Source organism: Chachezhania sediminis (genome assembly GCF_009765275.1).
GTDB lineage: Bacteria > Pseudomonadota > Alphaproteobacteria > Rhodobacterales > Rhodobacteraceae > Chachezhania > Chachezhania sediminis.
The window spans coordinates 475,153-498,893 of record NZ_VOPH01000003.1; the positions used below are offsets into that span (position 1 = coordinate 475,153).

Here is a 23,741-nt window from a genome sequence, read left to right on the forward strand (position 1 = left end):
CATGGACTACGAGACAGAGATCGACGCGGATACCTGGCGATACATCCGTGACGTGATCGGTCGCTATCCCGAAGATGCGGTCGAACGGACCATAGAACAGCAGCGCCAAGTCTATGACGAGATGGCCGCATTCTTCCATCAGCCGCATCCGCCGGGGGTAGAGACCGAGGACCGGTCCGCCGACGGCGTGAAGATCCGGATCTACACCGCGGGCACCCCCACGGCGACGGTCATGTTCTTTCACGGCGGCGGTTTCGTGGTGGGCAGTCTGGACAGTCATGACGATGTCTGTGCCGAAATTTGCGCCCAGACCGGCTATCGCGTGATCTCGGTCGATTATCGCCTTGCGCCGGAACACAAGCACCCGGCGGCCTTCGACGACTGCAAGACCGCGGTGCTGTGGGCGTCGCGCAAGTTCCCCGAGGATGACATCGTGTTGGCCGGCGACAGCGCCGGTGGCAACCTGGCCGCCGTGGTGGCCCATGCGATGCGCGGAACCGATGTGCGCGTCGTGGGGCAGGTGCTGATCTATCCGGGGTTGGGCGGCAACGACAGCCTGCCGTCCTATACGGAAAACGCCAATGCTCCGCTGCTGACCCGGGACGAGATGGAATTCTACCAGTTCGTCCGCCTGGAAGACGGCCAGTCGGTCGAGGGCGACGCGACCTATGCGCCGCTTTACGACACCGATTTCGAGGACCTGCCCCCCACGGCGATCTTTACCGCCGACTGCGATCCGCTGCGGGATGACGGCATGGCCTATCGCGACAAGCTGCGCGCCGCCGGTGTTCGCGTCTACTGGGAGAACGAGCCGGGCCTGGTCCATTCCTTCCTGCGCGCCCGCACATATTCCGAACGCGCCCATGGCGCCTTTGAACGGATCGTCCTGGCAATCGAGGCGCTGGGCCAGCGCATCTGGCCCTACGACGAGGAAGAATAGCGTCGAATCTCCACCTGGCGGAGGGACATGGTTCGGGTCATGTCACGGAAAATGGGCTTTCTTGAAAGCGCCCGCCGGCTTCGGATGCCGTCCTGAAAATGGACCTGAAAGAAATGGAAAGTCCGGTTGCGTCTTCGATGCGGAACATGGGGCCGCTCGATTTTTTACAGCAAGATGGTGTACAACCTGTGCTGGTGCAAGGACATCAGTCACAATTTCAGGTGGGTTTCTTTTACTTTTTCTTGAATGAAGGGGCGGGGCTGATAGGCTGACCGGCGGGTTCAGGGAATTGGAGGGTGCCTTGTGGCTTCATCGGTTCGTCGATTTGCCGCCGTGTTGCTGCCATTCGCCCTGGCCGCCTGCCTGAATTATGCCGACTATTCGCTGGCGGCCTACACGAATGCCACCGAAGCCAAAGCCCAGTCGTTGGCCCTGATCGAAAAAGCGACCGGATCCTACAGCGCCAACCGGGATGCCGCGGATGCGGTCCTGCTGAAACTTGACCAGGGATACGAGTTTTCCGCGGGCGTTCGGGACAACGAGGAAGCCACCTATATGTGGGATCGCCTGCGCAGCAGAAGTGGATACATGGTCGGTGGCTTCGTCGAATTCTGGCGCCGGGAAAGGCCCGGGGGAATGGCGAAGGATTCCGCCTTTCTCCGGGAATACCGGGACAATATCGCCGATGCCTTCGACCGGCTGATCTGTCTGGAGGCGAACAAGGGCAAGCCCGCGAAATGCCCCGTGCCGCAGCCGAACTGATATGATCGAGGTGCCAGATGTCTTTGGATGAAGCAGTCGACGCCATCAAGGAAGGACTTCCCGACCTGGTCGAAAACGTGGCGAAATCCTTTGCGGACGATGCAAGGGCCGATCTTTTGGCGTTTCTTGCCGATGCCCAGGACGACCTGAAGCGTTACGCCCAAGAGCTTGCCGACAAGAAGCTCAAGCGGGACGAATTCGAATTCCTCGTGAAGATGAAGGCCGAACAGGCCCAGATGTTGGCCGTGTCGGCGAAAGGTATTGCGCGGGCGCGGCTGAAGCACCTGATGGACGGCTTCAAAAGCCTGGTGATCAAGTCGCTTCTGGCCGCGATCTAGGGTCAGGTCTCCAGGTCCGGTCGGCCCCGCGGAAATCAAGCGCGTCCTGCCGCTGACGGATGCCTGAAAGCGGGCCCTTGTTGTGGGCGGTGCGCGCTCTTCGACATTCGGACGGCGTATTGCGTTCACGGGTGACAGGCGGGGCGGCATGGGCAGTGCGGCCCTGAGCCCGCACCCGAGAGAGCGTGACACGAGCGACCGCGCCGGGATTGGGCCTCGGGCGCGTATCTGCCAAGCGGGGCGGGTGGACGCCGGATCTTGGGGCCTTTTCCCCTGTGATGGAGGCCTTCTGGCCGCCTCCGGTTTCGTAGGGAGGGCTGCCCGGGCGGGCCTATGCGGCTGGCGCGGGCTTCCGGGGTGCGGCGCTGGCCGCGTGCGGGCGCTGCCACAGAGCGCCCAGAAGGGTCCGCAGCCGGCCCGGGCCCTTTGCCGCCGTCGCGGCGGCTGGGCCCTTCCGGGCCTGGCGGAAGGCCATCAGATGGTCGCGGTTGCGGTCGACCGGGCGTCCGTCGGGGGTGAACCGGGCCGTGGCGCGCAGCAGGTCGGAGTAAATCTCAGCTTGCATGATCGAGGTCCTTTCCATGACTCTCGAACCCCGACATAGTCGCTGTGATGGAAAGATGCGAAGCAGCAATACTGCCAAAACAATAGTTGGACTATCATGTCGGATATCGACTGGCGCCACCTGCCGTCCCTGTCATCGCTCAGGGCCTTCGAACTGACAGCGCGGATGGGCAGCTTTGCGGCCGCGGCGCGGGCGCTGAACGTCACCCATGCGGCCGTGGCCCAGCAGGTCCGCGGGCTGGAGGCAGAGCTGGGCGTGGCCCTGGCCCGCCGGTCCGGGCGCAGTGTCCAGCTGACCGATGCCGGGGCCCGGCTGGCGGCCAGCCTGACCGAAGGTTTCGGCGTCATGGCGCAGGGCATCGCCGACGTGCGCCGGCAGCAGCAGGCGCAGCCGGTGCAGATCGCCGCAACGGTCTTCATCTCGCAATCGGTGATCCTGCCGCGGCTGCACGAGTTCTGGGAGCGACATCCCGACATCGCCGTTTCGGTCCTGCCGTCCCAGGACCTTGTCGACCTTGTGGCGCTGGGGTTCGACATCGGCATCCGGACCAGCTTCGGCGACCCCGACTGGCCGGGTTTCGATGCCCACCTCCTGCTGGAAAGCGAGGTGATCCTGGTGGGGGCGCCAACGCTGGTGAGGCCGGGGATGAAGCCGCTGGACGAGCTGCCGTGGATCTGGTCCCGAGGGTCCGACTATGACGAAGGCACGATCCGCGCCTTCGGCTTCGACCCGGCGAAGCTGCGCAATGTCGACCTGGGTACGCCGATCTTCCAGCTGGCGTCGGCGCGGCAGGGGCTGGGGCTGTGCGCGGCGACCGATATCATCGTCCGCTCGGACCTGGAGGCCGGGACGCTGGTGCGTCTGCCCGTACCGTCGCCCTTTTCGGTCCGTTACTATGCGGCCACGCCGAAGGGCCCGGTGCGCCCGCAGGCGAAGGTCTTCCTGGACTGGCTGATCTCGGTCATAGACCGCCCCGCCGGGCCCGAAGGGGCGGGGCAGGGCGGTGGTCAGGGCGGGGGCGCCTAGTTCCCCGCGCTTTGCATCTTGCGGGTGTTCAGGACCTGTTCTAGCCAGCCCAGCTCCATCTCCGGGACCGACGACAGCAGCAGGTCGGTATAGTCGTCGAAGGGCGGCGACAGGACCTGCGTTTTCGGGCCGTAACGGACCACCTGCCCCTGGTACATCACCGCGATGGAATCGGCGATGGCCCGCACCGTTGCCAGGTCGTGGGTGATGAACATGTAGGCCACGTTCTCGGTCTTCTGCAGGTCCAGAAGCAGCTTCAGGATGCCGTCGGCAACCAGCGGGTCCAGGGCCGATGTGACCTCGTCGCACAGGATCAGTTGAGGTTCGGCCGCCAGCGCGCGGGCGATGCAGACGCGCTGCTTCTGCCCGCCCGACAGTTCCGCCGGATAGCGGTCCAGGAAGCCGTCGCCCATCTCGATCTTTTCCAGCAGGTCCTTGACCCGCCGCTTCTTCTCGGCCCCGCGCAGGCCGAAATAGAACTCCAGCGGGCGGCCGATGATCGTGCCCACGGTCTGGCGCGGGTTCATCGCTGTGTCCGCCATCTGGTAGATCATCTGGACCTGCCGAAGGTCTTCGCGCGTCCGGCCTTCCATCGCGGACGACAGGGTGCGGCCGTCGAAGGTCACGCTGCCTTCGGACGGCGGCAGAAGCCCGGTGATCACCCGCGCCAGCGTCGACTTGCCCGATCCGCTTTCGCCCACCACGGCCAGTGTCTGGCCCGGATAGACCTCGACATTGATGTCGTGCAGCACGTCCCGGGGCAGGCCGCGATAGCGGGCGGTGATGTGTTCGACCTTCAGCACAGGCTCTGTGCCCGGGCCCTTTTCGACATGTTCGATCTGCCGGACCGACACCAGCGCGCGGGTATATTCCTCGCGCGGGGCGTTGATGATCTGGTCGGTCTCGCCATATTCGACCGTCTCGCCATGGCGCAGGACCATGATGTGGTCGCTGACCTGCGCCACGACTGCCAGGTCGTGGGTGATATAGATCGCGGCCACGCCGGTTTCCCGGATCGCGGTCTTGATCGCGGCCAGCACGTCGATCTGGGTGGTCACGTCCAAGGCCGTCGTGGGCTCGTCAAAGATCACCAGGTCGGGACCGGGGCACAGTGCCATGGCCGTCATTGCCCGCTGCAGCTGCCCGCCGGACACCTGGTGCGGATAGCGTTTGCCGAAGGTTTCGGGATCCGGCAGGCCAAGGGTGCGGAACAGTTCCACCGCCCGCGCCTCGGCCTCGGATTTCGACAGGCGCCCATGTTCCAGCGAGGTTTCGATCACCTGGTCCATGAGCTTCCGCGCCGGGTTGAAGGCAGCGGCGGCGGACTGGGCGACATAGGTGACCTCGGCCCCGCGCAGCTTGCGCAGGGCACCGGGACGGATCTTCAGGATGTCCCTGCCGTTCACGTCGACCGAGCCGCCCGTGATCTCGACCCCGCCGCGGCCATAGGCCAGGGCAGAGAGGCCGATGGTCGACTTGCCGGCGCCGCTTTCGCCGATCAGGCCCACCACCTTGCCCTTTTCCAGGTCCAGCGACACGCCCTTGACGATCTCCATCCACCGGGTCGGCTCTCCGGGGGGATAGACGGTGGCCCCGATCTTCAGGTCCCTGATCTTCAGAAGCTGGGTCATCCGCGGCCCCCTTTCAGCGAAGAGGTGCGGTTCAGCACCCAGTCGGCCACGAGGTTGACCGAAATCGACAGCGCCGCGATGGCGACGGCGGGATAAAGCGCCGCCGGGATGCCATAGACGATGCCTTCCTTGTTCTCCTTCACGATCCCGCCCCAGTCGGCCTGCGGCGGTTGCACGCCAAGGCCCAGGAACGACAGGGTGGAGATGAATAGCACCCCGAAGATGAAGCGCAGGCCCAGTTCGGACACCAGCGGCGACAGGGCGTTGGGCAGGATTTCCCGGAAGATGATCCAGGTCCGGCGCTCGCCGCGCAGACGCGCGGCCTCGACATAATCCATGACGGTGATGTCGACGGCAACGGCGCGGGACAGCCGGAAGACGCGCGTGGATTCCAGCAGGCCCATCACCAGAACAAGCACCAGCACCGTCGTCGGCGTGACCGACAGGACGACCAGTGCGAAGATCAGGGCCGGGATCGACATGACAAGGTCGACAAAGCGCGACAGCGCCTGATCGGCCCAGCCGCCCAGCACCGCGGCCAGAAGGCCAAGCGCGGTGCCGACACCGAAGGCCACCAGCGTCGCAGCCGTGGCGATGAAGATCGTCGTCCGCCCGCCGTAGATCAGCCGGGTCAGCAGGTCGCGCCCGATATTGTCGGTGCCCAGCCAGAACTTGTCGGATGCGGGTTCCCACACGCCGCCCACGACCTCGGCCATGCCGTAGGGCGCGAGCAGCGGCGCGAAGATTGCGGCCAGGAAGAACAGGACCGTTATGATCAGGCCCAGGGCTGCACCAAGGGGGATGCGTCTCATGTCCGGCCCCCCCGCTGGTTCGGGGTCGGGTAGATGGTGTTCGCGGTCATTTCGGATGCCTCAGCCTTGGGTTGGCCAGGATCGCGACGATGTCGGCGATCATGTTCAGGCTGATGTAGACGAAGGCAAAGACCATTCCGCAGGCCTGCACCACGGGGACGTCGCGCTTGGAAACGTGGTCCACCATGTACTGGCCCATGCCCGGGTAGACGAAGACGACCTCGACCACCACGACGCCCACGACGAGGTAGGCCAGGTTCAGCATGACGACGTTGACCACCGGGGCCACCGCGTTCGGGAAGGCGTGCCGCCAGATGATGGTGAAACGCTTCAGGCCCTTCAGCTCTGCCGTTTCGATATAGGCCGACTGCATCACGTTCAGGATCGCGGCGCGGGTCATCCGCATCATATGCGCCAGCACCACCAGCACCAGGACCAGCACGGGCAGGGCGACCGCATTCAGCTTTTGGGCCAGCGTCATGCCGTCATAGACCATGGCCATCGAAGGGAACCAGCGCAGCTTCACCGCGACGAAGTAGATCACCAGATACCCGATCAGGAATTCCGGAAGCGAGATCGAGGCCAGCGTGATCGTGGAAATCAGCCGGTCGGGCCAGCGGTCGCGAAAGCGGACGGCGATCAGGCCCAGCAGAACCGCCAGCGGTACGGCGATGATCGCGGCGCAGCCTGCCAGGAACAGCGTGTTCGACAGCCGTTTCCCGATGGAGGTTGCGATGTCCATGTTGTTGGTCAGCGCGGTGCCGAAATCGCCATGCAGCACGCCGGTCAGCCAGCTGATGTATCGGGTCAGCGGCGGTTCGTTCAGTCCCAGCTCGGCGCGCAGGTTCGCCAGTGCTTCGGGCGTGGCGGACTGGCCCAGGATTTCCTGCGCCACGTCGCCCGGCATCAGCGATGTCCCGACAAAGATCAGGATCGACGCCGCGAAGAGCAGGACGAGGCCCAGCGCGATGCGCTGGGCCAGCAGTCTTGCGAGAAGCCCCATCCTATGCGGCAACCCACATCTTCATGGGCCCGTACATGTTCATGAGGTCATAGCCCCGGACCCCATCGACCCAGCCGGCCACGCGGTCGGATGTGGCGCCCAGGAAGTCGTTGAACATCGGGCAGACCAGGCCGCCTGTTTCGTTCAGGATCATGCCCATGTCGGCATACATGACCTTGCGCTTCTCTTCGTCCAGTTCCGCCCGGGCCGCGATCAGCATCTGGTCGAACTTCGGATCGTTGAAGCGGGTGTCGTTCCAGTCCGCGGTCGACAGGTAGGCCGTCGAATACATCTGGTCCTGGGTCGACCGGCCGCCCCAGTAGGACGTGCAGAACGGCTTGACGTTCCAGACTTCCGACCAGTAGCCGTCATTGGGCTCGCGCTTGATTTCCAGCGGGATGTTGGCCTTGGCCAGCGACTGCTGGAACAGCGCGGAGGCATCCGGCGCGCCGGGGAACGAGTTTTCCGAGGTGCGCAGCAGGATCGGCCCGTCAAAGCCCGACTTCTTGTAGTGAAAGGCGGCCTTGTCGGGATCGTATTCGCGCTGGGGCAGCTCGGTATAAAGCGGATAATACGCGTTGATGGGCGTGTCGTTCCCGATAGAGCCATAGCCGGCCAGGATCTTGTCGACCATCTCCTGCCGGTCGATGCCGTACTTCAGCGCCAGACGCAGGTCGTTGTTGTCGAAAGGTGCGGCATCGCAATGGGCGATGAACACATAGTGGCCCGGACCGGTGGTCGAATGGACCGTGATCCCCGGTGCGCGCCCGATCAGGCCCGCGGTCTGTGGCGGCACGCGGTCGATCATGTCGACCTGACCCGATTGCAGGGCGGCCACGCGGGCGGTGTTGTCGTTGATCACCACCAGCTCGATCGTGTCGGCATAGCCCATGTCGCCCCAGTAGTTGGGGTTCTTTTCGGCCACGAAGCGCACGCCCATGTCGACGCTCTTCAGGATGTAGGGGCCGGTGCCGATGGCCGCGTCGGGGGCGTCGCGCCCGCCGTTCGGCTGGATGATCAGGTGCCAGTCCGTCATCAGATAGGGCAGGTCGGCATTCGCGTCGTCAAGTTCGACGATGAAGGTGTCGTCGCCTTCGGTCCGCATGTTGGTGATGCCGCGCATCACGCCCAGGGCGCCGGACTTCGTGTTCTCGTCGGAATGGCGCAGCATCGTCTGCAGCACGTCATCGGCGGTCACGTTCTTGCCGTTCGAGAACTGGGCATCGGTGCGGATCTTGAAGGTCCAGACCTTCGCATCGGGCGAGGACCAGTATTCCGTCGCCAGCGTGGGCTCCAGCCCGCCATGGGGCGCCAGGCCCAGCAGCGGTTCGCCCCACATGCGCAGAAGCGCCAGCGAGACGGTGTTGGTGCCCAGTGCCGGGTCCAGCGAGTCCGAGGTCGATCCACCCTGGATCCCCATGCGGATGGTTCCGCCCATCTGGGGGCCGGCGGCCTGGACGGCGCTGGACAGAAGAAGGTTGGCGCCGGCGGCGGTCAGGCCAAGGGCTGCGGCGCGGCCAAAGAAGGCGCGGCGCGACATCCGGCCCACGGCGACCCGCGCGGCCAGATAGTGAAGCTGATCGGTCATGAATTCCTCCTGCGGCCGTTCCGGACCGTCATGGTTCTTGATGACGAATGCGCCAGAGCATGCCGATTTCGCCCCGGGTCGCAAGGGGCAAGGCCTCCGACGCCGGGGAATGCGACAGGTTCCGCGCGCTATGCCTCAAGTTAAAGCATTGGCATTAAAGTGGAAATACGACCTCAGGCGTCCGTATCCATCCAGATTGTCACCGGCCCGTCATTGATCAGGGCGACCTTCATGTCGGCGCCAAAGCGTCCTTTTGCCACGTCGATCCCCTGATCTGTCAGCGCCTGGGCAAAATGCTCGTAGAGCTTTTCGCCCTCTTCCGGCGCCGCGGCAGAGGAAAAGCCCGGCCGGTTGCCCCGCTTCGTGTCGGCGGCCAGGGTGAACTGGCTGACCACCAGTGCACCGCCCCCGATATCCAGCACCGAGCGGTTCATCCGCCCGTTCTCGTCCTGGAAGATCCGCAGCTTCGCGATCTTCGCGGCCAACCTCTCGGCCTCGTTCGGTCCGTCGCCCTGCATGGCGCAGATCAGTACCAGAAGCCCGCGTTCCGTGGCGCCGATCACCTCTCCGTCGACGGTGACCGAGGCTTCGGCGACCCTTTGCAGCAGCACGCGCATGGGATCAGCCCCGCCAGTCGACGATCTCGGCGACCTCGGCCCGCCCGGTACGGAACCGGTTCGCCGGATGGTCCGGATCGGCATAGCCGAAGGAAATCGCACAGACCGCCAGACGGTCGTCCGGAATGCCGAAATAGCGGTGCAGGAAAGGGGCATAGCCTGCGACGGCCGCCTGCGCGATGGTCGCCACGCCCCGCGCCTGGGCCGCAAGCGTGAAGCCGGTGACGAAGCCGCCGCAATCGACGCCGCCATAGGGGCCCAGCTCGGCGGGGCTTGTCACGATGGCGCAATGGGGCGCGCCGAACAGGGCAAAGTTCTCCATCGCCTGCCGGGCCGATCCCTCGCGGTCCCCCTTGGTCACCCCAACGGCATCGTAAAGCTGCCAGCCGCAGGTCCGCCGCCGCTCCTGGTAGATGCCCGAATAGCCCGAGGGAAAGTCCAGGTCCGTCCCCGGCGTGCCCGAGGTCGCTTCGGCGATCAGCGCCGAGCGGAATGCATCCGTTTCGGGTCCCGAGGTGACCACCAACTGCCAGGGTTGCGCATTGCACCATGACGGCACCTTGCGAGCTGTATCGACGATCGCCTCGATCTCGGCCCTGGGCACCGGGTCGGACTTGAACCCCCGACAGGAAAAACGCGCTGCAAACAGCGCATCCAGCGCCACAGGATCCATGCTCATCGATTCCTCCCGCAAAATCCGGTGGCCAGACTGACCGCGCCCCAAGCCCGCTTCAACCCGAAACGACCGCACGCCACCCCGAACCCGGGCCCCATATCCCCACTTCTTCGGTCTCCAAATACCTCGGGGGAGTCGCCCGGAACGGGCGGCGGGGGCAGAGCCCCCAACCGAGACAGGCAAGCGGGTCCGACATTCGCGCCATGAAGCGGTGCCCGCAAAACCGCCGTAGGGTGCGTGCTCCGCAGGCACCGCCGTCCATGAAAGGTGCGTGGAAACCACGCACCCTACTGGCTGTGTGCGATGATGTATCCCGCGGCGCCCGCCACGATCGCGCCCAGTACCACCGCCACTGCGATCTTCCAGGCCGACCAGGGCCGTTCGCCCTGGACCCGGCCGGTGCGGCCGTTGACGACGAAACGATAGGTCTCGCCCCGGTACTTGTAGGCCGCCAGCCACACCGGCAGCAGGATGTGCTTGAAGGTCACGTCCCGCACGTCGGTCTGGATCGAATGGATCCGCTGCTGGTCGCCGCCGATGTCGAAGCGCACGTCGCGCTCGATCACGCGCGCCATGTGCGCGCGCGCTTCCTGGTAGCCCGCCACCAGCTCGACCGTATAGCCTTCGGCCCGAAACCCTGCCAGGAACTGCGGCTGGTAGGGCACCAGCGCCGGCAGGTCCCAGGGTTCCAGCGCATCGGTGAACTTCTTCGGCAGGCTGGTCGCGGCCAGCACCAGCACGTCGTCGAAGAACCGCCGCACCCGTCCCGCTGCCGGGAACCAGCGGATGCGGGCCACTTGTTCCTGCACTGCCTTGCCGTCCCGCATCACCGTCCGCGTCTCATAATAGATCACCCCGCGCTCGCCGCGATAGTCGGACGTCGTATCGGCATCGAAGGTCCAGTAGGGGACATAGATCCCCTGCATCCTGCGCCCCTTGCGGGCATAGTCCTTCAGGCCGGAGGGCGCGAACCACAGCCGGCCCAGCCAGTCGGTCATCGCCTTGTGGGCGGCGGGTTCGTCCAGCGCGAAGGGCAGCACGCCCTTGGGCTTGATCACCCTTGTCGTGCCGGTATCGGTCACCACCGGCGTCGCGCAGAACGGGCATTCCGCGGCATGGGTGGCGGGGTCGAATTCGAAGGTCGCCCCGCAATTGGGGCAGGACACGACCCGGGCCACAGCCATCTCGACCTCGGGCAGCCGATGCGCCACGGCAGCGTCGAAATCCAGTTCCTGCAGGGCCGCATGGCCCCAGGGACCCGCGCCCACATGTTCGGTATGTCCGCAATGGTCGCAGACCAGCTGACCGCTTTTGGGATCGAAGCGGTAATCGGCACCGCACTGGTCGCAGGGGAAATGGTGCTCAACCTCCGGTTTGACCGGTTCTGGCAGAGGCGGTAGGCTTTCCGTCATACTGACACACTTTCTTCGTTCGGGTCGGGGCGCGCAGAGGCTGGGGCAGGTCCTTCCGGCGCCGGTATCCGCTTCTGGACGACGGGCGGTCAGCCATTGCCAGGGGGGAGGAACCGGCCATGCCAATGAACCAGCTTAACGTCGAAATCCAGGACATGGTGCGCGGGCACGGGCATTGGAAGCAGCAGCTGCGCCTGGCTGTCGCCAGGATGCCCGAGGCGATCTCGGTCGAGCTGGTCCGGCGCGAAGACACGGGCCCGATGGGCAAATGGCTGGCCGAGGTCGGCCAGGACCCGGCCCGGTCCCATGGCCCGCATTTCGACAAGGTCCGCCTGCTGCACCGGGATTTCCTGATCGAAGCCGCGAAGATCGCCCAACTGGCCCGGACCGGCGATGTCGAGGACGCGCTGGAAGGGTTCGAGGAGGGCAGCGCGATGCAGCGCAGTTCGGACGCGCTGCTGGCGGAAATGACCAAGTGGTGGCTTTACACGATCCGCCCCAGCTCGGCCCGGAAGTCGGCCGCCATCCGGCCCGGTGCGCCCACGAAACCGCGGGACTAGGGGCGCGGGCCGCAGGGCTCCGTCCATTACCATGTCACACGCCCGGGGGCGGCGGGGGCGGCATCACGGTGAAAAGCTGCGCCAGCGCGGGCACTTCATCGGCCTTCAGCCAGCCGTCCTGACCGGCGGTCCAGACATGGGTGTCGCGCGTCAGACCGCCTTCGGTCACCATCCGCCCCAGGTCTGCCCGGGAAAACGGGCCCTTGGTCGCGCCGTTCTCGGCGATGTGCCAGACCTGATCCGCTGGCGGCGGGGGAGGTGGGGGCGGGGCCGCGACGACCGGCTGCTGCGGGGCTGCGGGGTGCTGTGCGGCTGCCGGGGCCGCGCCCCAGGGACCGACCATGCCGCTCATCTGCTGTGCCATGCCCAGCCCCATGCCTGCACCGATGCCCGCGGCCATGCCGCCCCCGGCCGGGTTCCTGGCCGCGGCCGACATCGCCTCCGCCGCCGCGAACTGCGTGTATTTGCCCAGATCGCCCGCGATCCCGATTGATGTGCGCTTGTCCAGCGTCGCCTCGACCTCGGGCGGAAGCGAGATGTTCTCGATGTAAAGTTCCGGGATGGTCAGGCCATAGGCCTCCAGCGTGGGTGCGATCTGGGTCGACACAAGCTTGCCCAGGTCGGCCGTGTTGGCGGCCATGTCCAGGACCGGGATGCCGGAACCTGCGATCACCCGGCTGAATTCCTGCACGATGATGTTGCGGATCTGGAAGCTGATCTCGTTCATCGTGAATTCGCCGTCGGTGCCCACGATTTCCGTCAGGAAGCGTGCGGCGTCGGTGACCCGGACCGAATAGGTGCCATAGGCCCGCAGGCGCACAGGGCCGAATTCCGGATCGCGGCAGATGATCGGGTTCTTGGTGCCCCATTTCAGGTCGTTGAACCGGGTCGTGGCGACGAAGTAGATTTCCGACTGGAACGGGCTTTTGAAGCCGTGGTCCCAGTGCTGAAGCGTCGTCAGGATCGGCATGTTGTTGGTCTCCAGCATGTAGAGACCGGGCTTGAAGACATCGGCCAGCTGGCCTTCGTGGACGAAGACGGCGACCTGGCCTTCGCGGACCGTCAGCTTGGCCCCGTACTTGATCGCGTGGCCTTCGCGTTCGAAGCGCCAGACCATGGTGTCGCGGGTGCTGTCGGTCCAGCCGATGACGTCGATGAACTCGCCGCTGAGGAAACCGAAGAGGCTCATATCGTGGTCCTTTCCCTCGCCGCATACCGACGGCGTCTGCAATTGCCCTTTGAATGCACGCGTCAGAACGCGCGGGGCGGCACCTTTTCCAGCGCGATGGCCTCGACCGAGGGCCGGGCCTCGGCCGCGGTCATGCCGGGCGTCAGGCGCGGATCATAAAGCATTTCCAGAAGGAATTCGTCATGCGTCGTCAGCAGGGCGAATTCGTCGTCGTCGTTGAAGATCGACGGCCGGGCAGAAGGGCTGTCGTTGCGCAGGCCCAAACCTTGCGCCAGTTCCTCGTGCAGGCAGGCGCGGCGCAGCAGGTCCGGCTGTTCGGCACGGATCAGGGCCACGCCCTTGACCGTCAGATAGGGCCTGTCGGGCACCGGGTAGGTCAGCACCTGGCAGTACCGGTCGCGGGGCAGGTCGCGGAACAGGTCCAGTTCCGTATCGGTGATGCCGGGCACCAGCCGGCGCAGCTGGGCCACCACGAAATCGGTGTCGTCGATCCCGGCCACGAAGACGACGAAGTTACCGCCCTTTCCGGTGGTCGTGACCGGCTGGCCCGTCAGCCGCGCCAGCCTTCGGACATAGGCGTTCAGCCTGTCGCGGTCGGTCCTGCGCACGGTGTCGGGGACCGAGGGGCCGAAATCCATCTCGATCCGGACCGGCATGACCCAGCGGGTCAGCCAGCCGGCGTCCTGCCGGCTGCGGCTGACGCCCCCGCGGGAATATTCGTTGTAGAAGGCGATCGCCTCGAAATTCGTGGCCAGGTCGCGGGCGGTAAAGGCCGTGTCGGGCCCGCCGCCATCGACCCGCAGCAGGCCGCGGGTCAGCCGGTCCTGTTGCAGGCCGGCGTAATAGGCGGCCAGCTTGCGGCTTTCCGGCGACGGTTCGGTCCGTTCCGCGGAAGGGGCCGGGCGGGCGGTGGACTGCGGTGAGGCATGGGGCGAAGGCGCGGGTGCCTGTTGCACCAGATCGCATCCCACCGCCATGGCCAGCAGGGCCGTCACAAGGCCGAACCGATGCACCGTCACGCCGTCCACTCCGCCGCCCAACAAGCTGCCCGTCAGCCCGGAACCGAGGTTCCGGAATTGTCGCCCACACCATCGCCGCGCGCCTTGGCGGCGGCCAGCGTGTCGCGCAGGTCGCGTTCCATCTTCTGCAGCTCGACCTCGGCTGCGGCGCGCTTGGCCTTGCCTTCGTCTGCGATCTGCAGGCTTTCCTGGATCGTTCCGATCAGGTCGGCATTGGCCTGCTTTACCGCTTCGATGTCGAAGACGCCGCGCTCCATCTCGGTGCGGATCTTCTTGTTGGTCTCGCGCAGGTTGGCCGCATTGGCCTTCAGAAGGTCGTTGGTCAGGTCGGTCGCGTCCTTGACGGCCTTGGTCGCCTGGGCCGACCGCTGGATCGTCACCGCTTGCGCCAGCTGGGTTTCCCACAGCGGCACCGTGTTCACGAGGGTCGAATTGATCTTGGTGACCAGCGACTTGTCGTTTTCCTGGACCAGCCGGATCGACGGCAGCGACTGCATCGTCACCTGTCGCGTCAGCTTCAGGTCATGCACCCGCCGTTCCAGGTCGTCCCGCGCCGCGCGCAGGTCGCGCAATTCCTGCGCCTTGATCACCTGTTCGTCCTCGGGCGCGGCATCGACTGCCGCGGCCAGCGCGGGGATGTCGACCGAGTCCAGTTCGTCCAGCTTTTCGTGCCCGGCCGCGATGTAAAGCGCCAGTTCGTCATAGAACACCAGCGTCTTTTCATAGAGCAGGTCCAGCGACTTGATGTCCTTCAGCAGGGCATGTTCGTGGCCCAGAAGCTCGTCCGTGATCTTGTCGATCTGGGTTTGCACGGTCTCGAACTTGGCGGCGAACTGGGCCATGCCGCCGGCCTTGCCCATCAGGCGTTCCCAGAAGCTGGGCTTGCGGTTCGGGTCTAGTTCCTCGACCGAGAAGCCGCGGATGGTCGAGACGATTTCCCGCAAGCTGTCGCCCGCCGGACCTATATCCTTGTTGCGGACGCCGTTCAGCATGTCCTGGCTGATCTGCTGCAGTTCCGCCTGGCTGCGCGACCCGAACGAGATGATGGACCCGGTGTTGCCCATGTCGATTTCCGCCATTCGGCGTTCTATCTCGGCACTGACCGGGGCATCGGCGGTCTGTTTGGTCACGATCTCGTCTGCGGCGGCGGGGACCGGCAGCTGGCTGGCTGCGACCTGTTCCACCTCGGCCACGGCTTCGGCCGCCTTCTTCTGGATGGTCTCGGACATGGGGCTGTCTCCTCGGGGCTGACGGCGTGCGGGCTTACTGCGTTGCAACGCCTTCGCGCTGCAGCCGTTCCCGCAGCACGTCGATTTCAACGGTCAGGTCGCTGCGGTCGTCCAGCAGCAATGCCTTGGTCCGCGCGGCAAAGTTCCTTTCGAGGTCGTCGAGAAGGGACAGGTAGTCGACGCGGGCCTGGGTATCCTTGTTGCGCATGTAGAGATCGACGAACTTCACCGACGCATCGCGCGCACCCATCAGGTAGACGGTCAGGTACTTCCGGGCCGAAGCCAGGTCGCGGGGGTCGTCCTCGACCGTGCGGAAGAGTTCGCGGGCGGTGGACTGAAACCGTTCGACGCGGGCTTCCAGCGCCCGGTCGTTGGTGCGGTCGATCGCGGCGCGCAGGTCCTTCAGATAGGCCTCGGCCTCGCCCACGGCATGGGCTACGCGGGACTGCTGGAAGGTGTCGATGCCGTCCATCCCCTTGTCGGTCAGGGGATCGATGCCGAAGGCCACGGAATGCAGTGCCATGGTCACCAGGCCATAGATACCAGAGGCGGCGATCCCGCTGTCGAAGCGATAGGCCGCCAGGGCGATGCCCACGCCGGTCAGGACGCTGGCCACCATCTTGCGGGGCAGGGCGGGGCGCTTGGCAACGCGGCGGGCCTTGTAGGCGGCTTCGGCCCGCAGGCCTTCGCGCAGCAACCAAGCGGACAGCGTCAGGCTGGCCGCACCGGCGACCGCCACGACCAGCGACAGCGCGCCCGCGCCCAGCGAGAAGAGAAGCAGCAGGATGCCCGGCAGGAACATCAGGTTGGCCTTGAAGCCCACCGGATCGACCTGTGCGCCGACAAAAGCATTGCGCGGGCCGTCGCCCGCATCATGCGGAATGGGATCCTGTCCGTCCCGGGGGCTGTATTTACTGCCGTAGCGTTGCGCCATGGGTCAAAGCCCCCCGACAAGGCCGGTGCAGATGCCCAGCATCAGCACTGTCAGAAGGGCGTAGGCAATCATCCGAATTGCCGGTCCGGACATGTCATCCCCCGTTCATGGCCCCGTGGCGGGTCGTGTCATCGTTCCGGGCGTTCGACACCCGGGTTCTTCCCGTCTGCGGCGACGCCGTTCCGGCGTCTTCCCGCGCATCGACGGTCAGGATCTAACTATGTCACGAGGGGCGCTGTTGCTAGGGCTTGCGGGGTTTTCCCCGGGACTTGGGACCGCCCGATCGGCGGTTTCCCTCCGGTTTCGGACCACGCCGTCCGGTTCCGTCCGAAGCGGTTCCATGCCGATAGTCAGCCGGTTTCCGCCCGTCGCCGCGGGGTCCGCGGGGGCTGTCGCCGGCGGGCTTTCCAGGCCCGTCACGCCGCGGGCCGGTGCCCGTGCGGGAGGGCTTTGCGCCCGGCTTTCCGCCGCCCGTGCCAGAGGGTTTGCCTGAGGGCTTACCTGAGGGCTTACCGGGGCGCGTCCGGGCGCCCGGCGCCTCGTCCATGGCCGGGTCATAGGCCTTGCGGACCCGGGCCTTGAAGGTCCTGGGGCTGGCATCGGTGCGTTCCTCGCGTTCGGGAGGCCGGGGTTTGCCCGCACCGGGCCGCCCGGCAGAACTGCTGCGGACGGGTTTCTTGCGTGCCGGCGCTGCGGTGCCTTCGGTCGGCGCGGCGGGGCCCATGCCCAGCTGGTCGCGCACGGTCCTGGCGCGCACTTCCTCGACCGCGCCGGCGGCCAACTGGCCCAGCTGGAACGGACCGTAGGAGATGCGGATCAGCCGGTTGACGGCAAAGCCCAGCGATTCCATGGCGCGGCGGATTTCCCGGTTCTTGCCTTCGCGCAGGCCGATTGTCAGCCAGGCATTGGCGCCCTGCTGTCGGTCCAGCGTCACGATCATCGGCTGATAGGTCGTGTCGGCCACGGTCAGACCCTTGCGCAAGGGTTCGAACGCGCTGTCGTCGGGGGAGCCCTTGATCCGTACGCGGTAGCGCCGCAGCCAGCCAGTGGAGGGCAGTTCCAGCCGGCGCTTGACGTCGCCGTCATTGGTCAAGAGCAGCAGGCCTTCGGAATTCAGGTCCAGCCGGCCGATTGTCATCACCCGGGGCATGTCCTCGGGCAGCTTGTCAAAGATCGTCTCGCGCCCCTGTTCGTCGCGGTTCGTGGTCACCAGGCCCTGGGGCTTGTGGTAAAGCCAGATCCGCGCGGGTTCCGCTGCAGCCAGCGGCTTGTCGTCGACGGTGATCTTGTCCTTGTCGGTGACGTTCAGGGCGGGGCTTTCGATCACCTTGCCGTTCACGGCCACGCGACCTTCGGCGATCATGACCTCTGCATCCCGGCGCGAGGCGACGCCCGCGCGGGCCAGCACCTTGGCGATGCGGTCGCCGCCGGGCTTGCCGGTGTCCGATAGGGGCTCTGATGGGGCCTTGGACGCGGCCTTGGATGGGGCGTCCGCTTTTGGCGCGGCCTTGCGGGCCGGTTTCGGGGTCTTTTCGGATCTGGGCGGGCGCTGGGTCATGCAGGCTTCCTACGCGCAAGGCGGGCATTGCGGAAGGGGGCATTGCGAAGGGGCATTGCAGACCGCGGTGGGCCGCGGCAGGGTGCGCCATGGTCTACATTTCCCACATGGACACGGCGCTGGAGGAGGCGCTTGCAGCGGCGGCACGGGGCGAGGTGCCGGTGGGCGCCGTGCTGGTGGATCCGTCGGGGGCGGTCGCGGCCCGCGCCGGCAACCGCACGCGGGAGCTTTCGGACCCGACGGCCCATGCCGAAATCCTGGTCCTGCGCGCGGCCTGTGGGGCGCTGGGCACGGAACGGCTCCCGGGGTTCGACCTTTGGGTGACGCTGGAACCCTGTGCCATGTGCGCGGCGGCCATCGCGGCGGCGCGGGTGCGACGGGTCTATTACGGCGCGTCGGATCCGAAATCGGGGGGCGTGGCGCATGGGGCGCGGGTGTTTTCCCATCCGCAAAGCCATCACGTTCCCGAGGTCTATGACGGGATCGGCGCGCGGGCGGCGGAGGTCCTGCTGAAGGACTTCTTTGCCGGTCGGCGGGACTGAGCCGCACCTTCGGACCGCCCAGCCGCCCGCTCCGGGCCATCGCCCATGGCAGTGGCCCTTGCGGCCCGAAGGCGCGTGTTATTCGTTGAGCGGTTCCTGACGGGGGATGGTGCGTGGGGACCACGCACCCTACGGATGGTTCGACCGCCTTGCGTAAAGGTTCAGGGCGGGCAATGCGACGGGCGTGGGGCCGCCTCCGGCGGGAGTATTTGGGAAAAGAAGAAGGACGGGCGCCGTGCCAGTGCGGGGGACGGAGCAGGCAGTGCCGGGTCCTGAAAGGTTTCGGGCCGCCAGGGGGCGGCCCGACCGGGGGCGGGACTTTGCCCGCGTCCCTTCGAACGTCTCAGAGGTCGATGGCTTCGAGCACGACGGGTTCGATCACCTGGACGTCGGGCAGGCCCTCGACCAGCACGTCTGCCGACTGCTCCAGCAGCGGGAAAGTCTTGTAATGTGCCGGGATCACGACCTGGAACTTGAAGTAGCGCCGGGCGGCATAGGCCGCGGCCTTCATGTCCATCGTGAAATGTCCGCCGGCCGACAGGATCCCCACGTCCGGTTTGTAGTAGTCGCCGAACCAGTCCATGTCGGCCATGATGTCGGTATCGCCCGAGAAGTAGAGCATCCGCCCCTCGGCCCCGATCATGAAGCCCACCTCGGACCCGCCGGCCCTGGGCCCTTCGGGAGTACCGAAGGTCGACGAATGTTCCGCCTTGACCATGGACACGGTGACATCGCCCAGGGCGACGGTGCCGCCCTTGTTCATGCCCATGGCCTCGATCCCTTCGGTTTCGCCCCAGTGGGACATCACGTCGTACTGGCCGATCACCGGGACGCCGTATTTCTTTGCCAGCTCCAGGATATCGGCGGAGTGGTCGAAATGGGCATGGGTCAGCAGGATATGTGTGACGCCGTCCGTCGCCTCGTCATGACGGTCGGCCGGAAGCACCGGGTTACCCGTCAGCCAGGGGTCGATCAGAAGCACCTTGTCACCGGTTTCGAGCCGGAAACTGCCATGTCCGAGCCAGATGAGTTTCATGAACACCCTCCAAAGGCCATTTAGTTCTTGATTGCTGGCGGAACCTATCACCGGTTGGGGAAATGTCTATGAACTGGACGCAAAGTATCGACGGCTACTGCGAAAGACTGGATCCATCCTTCTGGGCAGAGCCGGTGAACGCGGTCACGAACGGGGCCTTTCTTGTGGCGGCGCTGGTCATGTACCTGCGCGTCCGGGGGCGCGGATTGCCGCTGGCGATGGCCATGGTCTGGGTCCTGGCGACCATCGGCGTCGGCAGTTTCCTGTTCCACACCTTCGGGCAGCGCTGGGCCGCGCTGGCGGATACGGCGCCGATTCTGCTGTTCATCCTGCTCTACATCTTCGCCGCCAACCGCGACTTCTGGGGGCTGCGGACCTGGACCGCGCTGGCCGGCACCGCGGCCTTCATCCCCTATGCGGCGCTGACGGTGCCGCTCTTTGCGATGATTCCCGGCATCGGCAGCTCTGCCGGCTATGCCCCGGTGCCCGTCCTGATCGCGGCCTATGCGTTCGGCCTGCGCCAACGCGCCCCTGAAACCGCCCGCGGTCTGGCCATCGGCGCGGGGCTTTTGTGCCTGTCCATCGCCTTCCGGTCGGCGGACGAACCCCTGTGCACGACCATCCCCCTGGGCACTCATTTTCTGTGGCATTGCCTGAACGGTCTGCTGCTGGGCTGGATGATCGAGGTCTACCGGCGTCACATGGCGGGGCCTGCGGGGCAGGGCGCTCTTGCCGGCGGGCGTCCCGGGCGGTAAACGCGGCCTGTCCAGCCACGACGTTCCATACGACATTTCCAGAGGACGCCCATGTCGATCGACGAAAGCACCGCCGCGAAAGTTGCCAGCCTGGCCCGGATCCGGGTCGATGAAGCGGACCTGCCCGCGCTGGCGGCCGATTTCAACCGCATCCTGGGCTTCATCGAGCAGCTGGGCGAGGTCGATATCGAAGGGGTCGAACCCATGGTCTCGGTCACGCCGATGCGCCTGAAGCGGCGCGAGGACGTGGTGACTGACGGCGGCATGCAGGACAAGATCCTGGCGAACGCGCCCGATGCGCGCGAAGGCTTTTTCGCGGTTCCGAAGGTGGTTGAATGATGTCCGAACTGACCAAGATGGGCCTGGCGGATGCGCGCGACGCGCTGGCCAAGGGCGAAACCACCTCTGTCGAGCTGACCGGTGCGTTCCTGGAGGCGATCGAAGCCTCGGGCGCGCTGAACGCCTATGTCCACAAGACGCCCGACCTGGCGATGACCCGGGCCAAGGCGGCAGACGAAGCCCGCGCCAGGGGCGAGGCGGGCACGCTGAACGGCCTGCCCATCGGCATCAAGGACCTGTTCTGCACCCAGGGCGTCGACAGCCAAGCCGGCAGCAGGATCCTGGAAGGCTTCAAGCCCGAATACGAATCCACCGTCACGTCCAAGCTGTGGGACGCGGGCGCGGTCATGCTGGGCAAGCTGAACATGGACGAATTCGCCATGGGCTCGTCCAACGAGACGTCCGTTTACGGCCCCGCGGTGAACCCGTGGAAGGCCGAAGGATCGGACGCGGCGTTGACCCCGGGCGGTTCGTCCGGCGGGTCCTCGGCCGCGGTTGCGGCCGACCTGTGCCTTGCGGCGACGGGCACCGATACCGGCGGGTCCATCCGCCAGCCCGCGGCCTTTACCGGCATCGTGGGGCTGAAGCCCACCTACGGGCGCTGTTCGCGCTGGGGGATCGTGGCCTTCGCGTCCTCGCTGGACCAGGCGGGCCCGATGACGAAATCGGTGCGTGACGCGGCGATCATGCTGACGGCCATGGCCGGGCACGATCCGAAGGATTCGACCTCGGCCGATCTGGCCGTCCCGGATTTCGAAGCGATGCTGACGGGCGACATCAAGGGCCAGACCATCGGTATCCCGAGGGAGTACCACATGGACGGGATGCCCGAAGAGATCGAGGTGCTGTGGTCCCGCGGCAAGGAAATGCTGCAGGATGCAGGTGCCAAGATCGTCGACATCTCGCTGCCCCATACGAAATACGCGCTGCCGACTTATTACGTGATCGCGCCGGCCGAAGCCTCTTCCAACCTCGCGCGCTATGACGGCGTGCGCTACGGGCGCCGGGCCAAGTTGGGGCAGGGCGACAGCATCACCGACATGTACGACAAGACCCGCGCCGAAGGTTTCGGGGCCGAGGTGCAGCGCCGCGTGATGATCGGCACTTATGTGCTGTCCGCGGGTTTTTACGACGCCTATTACAACCGTGCGCGGCGGGTCCGGACCCTGATCAAGAAGGACTTCGAGGATGCATTCGCTGCTGGTGTCGATGCGATCCTGACGCCGGCCACGCCGTCGTCGGCCTTCGGCATCGGAGAGATGGCCTCGGCCGATCCGGTGCAGATGTACCTGAACGACGTCTTCACGGTGACGGTGAACCTGGCGGGCCTGCCGGGGATCGCTGTTCCTACGGGCCTCGATTCCAGGGGCCTGCCGATGGGGCTTCAGCTGATCGGCCGTCCGTGGGAGGAAGGCGCGCTGCTGAACACCGCCTATGCGCTGGAAAACGCTGCGGGCTTCGTGGCCAAGCCGTCGAAATGGTGGTAGACCGCTTGCCGGATTTGGCCGGTACGGTCTGATTTGGCATGCGAGGCAGATTTGAGATGAAGCGGAGCGGTCTTTCGACGCTCGTGGCCGGCGCGGTGATGACCGCCGCGCTGTCGGCCTGTTCTACGGCCCCCGGGCTGCGTGAAACCGGTGACATGACCCCGCTGGGAACGCCACTGACCATGGCCAATGCCCCGGTCCAGTTCGAGACCGAGGGGGCCACGGTGACAACCGCCGCGGCCACCGCTATCGAGGCGCCGCAGGCGGTGTCGTCCCAGGCGCTGCCATCGGTCGAGGCCCAGCCCGCGGGGATACCGTCGGTCCCGGTCGACGGATCCGACGACATCGCGGCCGCCACGGCCGCCGCCCTGGGTACTGCGACCCCGGCGGCCCAGGCTGCGACCGTCCCGACCGCCCCAGCCAACACGACCGCCCCGGCGGCGACCACCGCCCCGCCGGTGTCGCCGTCCCCCCCGGCAGAGCCGGCAACGGATGACGAGGCCGATGCAACTTCGATCTCGGACGAGAACGACTTCCGGGCTGTCTCGGCGCGGGAAAGCATTGCCAGCGACAAGGAACGCCTGGCCCGCAACCGTCAGCAATACGAGGTCATCCAGCCCACCGCCGTGCCGCAGCGTACCGGCGACACGGGGCCCAATATCGTGACCTATGCGCTGGCCAGTTCGAACCCGGTGGGCAACAAGGCCTATTCCCGCTTCGCCATCGTGATCCCGGGCCGGGCCGAAAAGTCATGTGCCCGCTATCCATCCGCGGACCGTGCCCAGATGGCCTTTCTGGAGGCCGGAGGCCCGCAGCGCGACCGGCTGGGCCTGGATCCCGACGGCGACGGTTATGCCTGCAGCTGGACCCCGGCCAGGTTCCGCCAGGTGGTCGACCAGGGATGACGGCAGGGACGCGGGCAGGGCGCCCGTCCCGGGCGGCGCAGCGGCGCGGTCCGGCCGTTCCGCCCGCACGCCCCCGTCCGGCCAGCGCTCGTCCGGCCCGCGCCCCCGCGTGCCTTTCCGGCAGGCGGTGGTCCTGATGGACCTGCGCCGCTTCCCGTCCCCGAACTTCAATGCCCGTCCTGACGGCGAGCGGCCTGAACTGGTGGTCCTCCACTATACCGCCATGGACAGTTGCGAGGCCGCCCGGGATCGGCTGTGCGATCCGCAGTTCGAGGTCTCGGCCCATTACCTGATCGGCGCGGAAGGCACGGTCTGGCATCTCGTGGACGAGGACAAGCGTGCCTGGCACGCGGGCGTCAGCAACTGGCAGGGGCGGGACCACGTGAACCATCGCTCCATCGGGATCGAACTGGACAACCGCGGCACGCACCCGTTTTCGGCCCCCCTGATGAATGCACTGGAGGACGTGCTGCCGGGCATCCTGTCCCGCTGGCATATCCCGCCGCAGGGTGTCGTGGCCCATTCCGACATCGCGCCCACCCGCAAGCAGGATCCGGGCGGCCGTTTCGACTGGCGTCGGCTGGCGCAGTCGGGGCTGGCGGTCTGGCCTGACGCGGACAACCGCGCCGATCCGGCGGGCTTCTGGGACGACCTTCATCGCTTCGGCTACCCGACGGACGACCGCACGGCCACCTTGCAGGCCTTCCGCGACCACTTTCGCCCCGGTGTTACCGGCCCCGTCTCACCCCGTGACGCGGCTCTGGCCCGCGACCTGGCGCAACGGTTCGGTGTTGACCGGACGGCCGCCACCGCCTAGA

The 23,741-nt window shown here is 66.3% G+C and carries 26 protein-coding genes; 12 read left to right on the forward strand and 14 right to left on the reverse strand.

Annotated features, from left to right (window positions below):
* Nucleotide 1 precedes the first annotated feature (1 nt).
* From FQK05_RS11655 to FQK05_RS11670, 4 genes are all read left to right on the forward strand, one after another.
* Nucleotides 2–940, forward strand: coding sequence for an alpha/beta hydrolase (locus FQK05_RS11655; RefSeq protein WP_158966889.1), 939 nt, complete (start codon nt 2–4; stop codon nt 938–940).
* A gap of 98 nt (nt 941–1,038) precedes the next feature.
* A complete protein-coding gene (locus FQK05_RS11660) occupies nt 1,039–1,212 on the forward strand; it encodes a hypothetical protein (protein WP_158966891.1) in 174 nt (57 codons plus the stop codon).
* Nucleotides 1,213–1,273: 61 nt separating this feature from the next.
* Complete coding sequence (locus tag FQK05_RS11665; RefSeq protein ID WP_158966893.1) at nt 1,274–1,702, forward strand: hypothetical protein; 429 nt, start codon at nt 1,274–1,276, stop codon at nt 1,700–1,702.
* Between the two features lie 17 nt (nt 1,703–1,719).
* A complete protein-coding gene (locus tag FQK05_RS11670) occupies nt 1,720–2,040 on the forward strand; it encodes a hypothetical protein (RefSeq protein WP_158966895.1) in 321 nt (106 codons plus the stop codon).
* Between the two features lie 331 nt (nt 2,041–2,371).
* Here the strand turns inward: FQK05_RS11670 and FQK05_RS11675 are convergent, their stop codons facing one another.
* Nucleotides 2,372–2,605 (reverse strand): hypothetical protein, encoded by a 234-nt coding sequence (locus FQK05_RS11675; RefSeq protein ID WP_158966897.1) that lies wholly within the window; start codon nt 2,603–2,605, stop codon nt 2,372–2,374.
* Between the two features lie 96 nt (nt 2,606–2,701).
* Here FQK05_RS11675 and FQK05_RS11680 point away from each other — a divergent pair, with 96 nt between their 5' ends.
* The gene (locus FQK05_RS11680) at nt 2,702–3,631 is read left to right on the forward strand and encodes a LysR substrate-binding domain-containing protein (RefSeq protein ID WP_158966899.1); all 930 of its coding nucleotides are present in this window, start codon (nt 2,702–2,704) and stop codon (nt 3,629–3,631) included.
* Here the strand turns inward: FQK05_RS11680 and FQK05_RS11685 are convergent.
* From FQK05_RS11685 to FQK05_RS11715, 7 genes are all read right to left on the reverse strand, one after another.
* The gene (locus tag FQK05_RS11685; protein WP_158966901.1) at nt 3,628–5,262 is read right to left on the reverse strand and encodes an ABC transporter ATP-binding protein; all 1,635 of its coding nucleotides are present in this window, start codon (nt 5,260–5,262) and stop codon (nt 3,628–3,630) included. The genes FQK05_RS11680 and FQK05_RS11685 overlap by 4 nt on opposite strands.
* A complete protein-coding gene (locus FQK05_RS11690) occupies nt 5,259–6,074 on the reverse strand; it encodes an ABC transporter permease (RefSeq protein ID WP_158966903.1) in 816 nt (271 codons plus the stop codon). Before FQK05_RS11690 ends, FQK05_RS11685 begins: the two co-directional genes overlap by 4 nt.
* Before the next feature lie 46 nt (nt 6,075–6,120).
* Nucleotides 6,121–7,077, reverse strand: a complete 957-nt coding sequence (locus tag FQK05_RS11695; protein WP_158966905.1) for an ABC transporter permease — start codon at nt 7,075–7,077, stop codon at nt 6,121–6,123.
* A 1-nt stretch (nt 7,078) separates the two neighbouring features.
* Nucleotides 7,079–8,665 (reverse strand): ABC transporter substrate-binding protein, encoded by a 1,587-nt coding sequence (locus FQK05_RS11700; protein WP_158966907.1) that lies wholly within the window; start codon nt 8,663–8,665, stop codon nt 7,079–7,081.
* Nucleotides 8,666–8,838: 173 nt separating this feature from the next.
* Nucleotides 8,839–9,282 (reverse strand): D-aminoacyl-tRNA deacylase, encoded by a 444-nt coding sequence (gene dtd / locus FQK05_RS11705; protein WP_158966909.1) that lies wholly within the window; start codon nt 9,280–9,282, stop codon nt 8,839–8,841.
* A 4-nt stretch (nt 9,283–9,286) separates the two neighbouring features.
* On the reverse strand, nt 9,287–9,961 hold the full coding sequence (locus FQK05_RS11710) for a nitroreductase (protein WP_158966911.1): 675 nt from the start codon (nt 9,959–9,961) through the stop codon (nt 9,287–9,289).
* Nucleotides 9,962–10,245: 284 nt separating this feature from the next.
* Entirely contained in the window at nt 10,246–11,370 is a 1,125-nt protein-coding gene (locus FQK05_RS11715; RefSeq protein ID WP_158966913.1) for a TFIIB-type zinc finger domain-containing protein, read from the reverse strand.
* 125 nt (nt 11,371–11,495) lie between these two features.
* Here FQK05_RS11715 and FQK05_RS11720 point away from each other — a divergent pair, with 125 nt between their 5' ends.
* Nucleotides 11,496–11,930 (forward strand): hypothetical protein, encoded by a 435-nt coding sequence (locus tag FQK05_RS11720; RefSeq protein WP_158966915.1) that lies wholly within the window; start codon nt 11,496–11,498, stop codon nt 11,928–11,930.
* Nucleotides 11,931–11,964: 34 nt separating this feature from the next.
* On the opposite strand, the gene FQK05_RS11725 is transcribed toward FQK05_RS11720, so the two are convergent.
* The 5 genes from FQK05_RS11725 to FQK05_RS11745 all read right to left on the reverse strand — a co-directional run bounded on the left by FQK05_RS11725 (nt 11,965) and on the right by FQK05_RS11745 (nt 17,859).
* Nucleotides 11,965–13,119: an SPFH domain-containing protein gene (locus FQK05_RS11725; RefSeq protein WP_158966917.1), complete on the reverse strand. Its 1,155-nt coding sequence runs from the start codon at nt 13,117–13,119 to the stop codon at nt 11,965–11,967.
* 62 nt (nt 13,120–13,181) lie between these two features.
* Nucleotides 13,182–14,138 carry a DUF2927 domain-containing protein gene (locus tag FQK05_RS11730; protein ID WP_233270471.1) on the reverse strand — a complete coding sequence of 319 codons (957 nt, stop codon included), beginning with the start codon at nt 14,136–14,138 and terminating at the stop codon, nt 13,182–13,184.
* Between the two features lie 32 nt (nt 14,139–14,170).
* Nucleotides 14,171–15,367, reverse strand: a complete 1,197-nt coding sequence (locus tag FQK05_RS11735; protein ID WP_158966919.1) for a toxic anion resistance protein — start codon at nt 15,365–15,367, stop codon at nt 14,171–14,173.
* Between the two features lie 34 nt (nt 15,368–15,401).
* Nucleotides 15,402–16,301, reverse strand: a complete 900-nt coding sequence (locus FQK05_RS11740) for a 5-bromo-4-chloroindolyl phosphate hydrolysis family protein (RefSeq protein WP_158966921.1) — start codon at nt 16,299–16,301, stop codon at nt 15,402–15,404.
* Between the two features lie 241 nt (nt 16,302–16,542).
* Entirely contained in the window at nt 16,543–17,859 is a 1,317-nt protein-coding gene (locus FQK05_RS11745) for a pseudouridine synthase (protein ID WP_158966923.1), read from the reverse strand.
* Nucleotides 17,860–17,948: 89 nt separating this feature from the next.
* Here FQK05_RS11745 and FQK05_RS11750 point away from each other — a divergent pair, with 89 nt between their 5' ends.
* On the forward strand, nt 17,949–18,401 hold the full coding sequence (locus FQK05_RS11750) for a nucleoside deaminase (RefSeq protein WP_158966925.1): 453 nt from the start codon (nt 17,949–17,951) through the stop codon (nt 18,399–18,401).
* Between the two features lie 343 nt (nt 18,402–18,744).
* Here the strand turns inward: FQK05_RS11750 and FQK05_RS11755 are convergent, their stop codons facing one another.
* Nucleotides 18,745–19,437: a metal-dependent hydrolase gene (locus FQK05_RS11755; protein WP_158966927.1), complete on the reverse strand. Its 693-nt coding sequence runs from the start codon at nt 19,435–19,437 to the stop codon at nt 18,745–18,747.
* Nucleotides 19,438–19,505: 68 nt separating this feature from the next.
* On the opposite strand from FQK05_RS11755, the gene FQK05_RS11760 reads away from it, so the two are divergent.
* From FQK05_RS11760 to FQK05_RS11780, 5 genes are all read left to right on the forward strand, one after another.
* Nucleotides 19,506–20,192, forward strand: coding sequence for a ceramidase domain-containing protein (locus FQK05_RS11760; protein WP_158966929.1), 687 nt, complete (start codon nt 19,506–19,508; stop codon nt 20,190–20,192).
* A 51-nt stretch (nt 20,193–20,243) separates the two neighbouring features.
* Entirely contained in the window at nt 20,244–20,531 is a 288-nt protein-coding gene (gatC, locus tag FQK05_RS11765; RefSeq protein WP_158966931.1) for an Asp-tRNA(Asn)/Glu-tRNA(Gln) amidotransferase subunit GatC, read from the forward strand.
* A complete protein-coding gene (gatA, locus tag FQK05_RS11770; protein WP_158967634.1) occupies nt 20,531–22,018 on the forward strand; it encodes an Asp-tRNA(Asn)/Glu-tRNA(Gln) amidotransferase subunit GatA in 1,488 nt (495 codons plus the stop codon). Before gatC ends, gatA begins: the two co-directional genes overlap by 1 nt.
* 56 nt (nt 22,019–22,074) lie before the next feature.
* On the forward strand, nt 22,075–22,923 hold the full coding sequence (locus FQK05_RS11775) for a hypothetical protein (RefSeq protein WP_158966932.1): 849 nt from the start codon (nt 22,075–22,077) through the stop codon (nt 22,921–22,923).
* A 136-nt stretch (nt 22,924–23,059) separates the two neighbouring features.
* Complete coding sequence (locus tag FQK05_RS11780) at nt 23,060–23,740, forward strand: N-acetylmuramoyl-L-alanine amidase (RefSeq protein WP_199252638.1); 681 nt, start codon at nt 23,060–23,062, stop codon at nt 23,738–23,740.
* The last annotated feature ends 1 nt before the right edge of the window (nt 23,741 follow it).

Coding starts and splice junctions, on each gene's coding strand:
- FQK05_RS11655 (WP_158966889.1), top strand. CDS start 2: ATGGACTACGAGACAGAGATCGACGCGGATACCTGGCGATACATCCGT.
- FQK05_RS11660 (WP_158966891.1), top strand. CDS start 1,039: ATGGACCTGAAAGAAATGGAAAGTCCGGTTGCGTCTTCGATGCGGAAC.
- FQK05_RS11670 (WP_158966895.1), top strand. CDS start 1,720: ATGTCTTTGGATGAAGCAGTCGACGCCATCAAGGAAGGACTTCCCGAC.
- FQK05_RS11675 (WP_158966897.1), bottom strand. CDS start 2,605: ATGCAAGCTGAGATTTACTCCGACCTGCTGCGCGCCACGGCCCGGTTC.
- FQK05_RS11680 (WP_158966899.1), top strand. CDS start 2,702: ATGTCGGATATCGACTGGCGCCACCTGCCGTCCCTGTCATCGCTCAGG.
- FQK05_RS11685 (WP_158966901.1), bottom strand. CDS start 5,262: ATGACCCAGCTTCTGAAGATCAGGGACCTGAAGATCGGGGCCACCGTC.
- FQK05_RS11690 (WP_158966903.1), bottom strand. CDS start 6,074: ATGAGACGCATCCCCCTTGGTGCAGCCCTGGGCCTGATCATAACGGTC.
- FQK05_RS11695 (WP_158966905.1), bottom strand. CDS start 7,077: ATGGGGCTTCTCGCAAGACTGCTGGCCCAGCGCATCGCGCTGGGCCTC.
- FQK05_RS11700 (WP_158966907.1), bottom strand. CDS start 8,665: ATGACCGATCAGCTTCACTATCTGGCCGCGCGGGTCGCCGTGGGCCGG.
- dtd (WP_158966909.1), bottom strand. CDS start 9,282: ATGCGCGTGCTGCTGCAAAGGGTCGCCGAAGCCTCGGTCACCGTCGAC.
- FQK05_RS11710 (WP_158966911.1), bottom strand. CDS start 9,961: ATGAGCATGGATCCTGTGGCGCTGGATGCGCTGTTTGCAGCGCGTTTT.
- FQK05_RS11715 (WP_158966913.1), bottom strand. CDS start 11,370: ATGACGGAAAGCCTACCGCCTCTGCCAGAACCGGTCAAACCGGAGGTT.
- FQK05_RS11720 (WP_158966915.1), top strand. CDS start 11,496: ATGAACCAGCTTAACGTCGAAATCCAGGACATGGTGCGCGGGCACGGG.
- FQK05_RS11725 (WP_158966917.1), bottom strand. CDS start 13,119: ATGAGCCTCTTCGGTTTCCTCAGCGGCGAGTTCATCGACGTCATCGGC.
- FQK05_RS11735 (WP_158966919.1), bottom strand. CDS start 15,367: ATGTCCGAGACCATCCAGAAGAAGGCGGCCGAAGCCGTGGCCGAGGTG.
- FQK05_RS11740 (WP_158966921.1), bottom strand. CDS start 16,301: ATGGCGCAACGCTACGGCAGTAAATACAGCCCCCGGGACGGACAGGAT.
- FQK05_RS11745 (WP_158966923.1), bottom strand. CDS start 17,859: ATGACCCAGCGCCCGCCCAGATCCGAAAAGACCCCGAAACCGGCCCGC.
- FQK05_RS11750 (WP_158966925.1), top strand. CDS start 17,949: ATGGTCTACATTTCCCACATGGACACGGCGCTGGAGGAGGCGCTTGCA.
- FQK05_RS11755 (WP_158966927.1), bottom strand. CDS start 19,437: ATGAAACTCATCTGGCTCGGACATGGCAGTTTCCGGCTCGAAACCGGT.
- FQK05_RS11760 (WP_158966929.1), top strand. CDS start 19,506: ATGAACTGGACGCAAAGTATCGACGGCTACTGCGAAAGACTGGATCCA.
- gatC (WP_158966931.1), top strand. CDS start 20,244: ATGTCGATCGACGAAAGCACCGCCGCGAAAGTTGCCAGCCTGGCCCGG.
- gatA (WP_158967634.1), top strand. CDS start 20,531: ATGTCCGAACTGACCAAGATGGGCCTGGCGGATGCGCGCGACGCGCTG.
- FQK05_RS11775 (WP_158966932.1), top strand. CDS start 22,075: ATGAAGCGGAGCGGTCTTTCGACGCTCGTGGCCGGCGCGGTGATGACC.
- FQK05_RS11780 (WP_199252638.1), top strand. CDS start 23,060: ATGGACCTGCGCCGCTTCCCGTCCCCGAACTTCAATGCCCGTCCTGAC.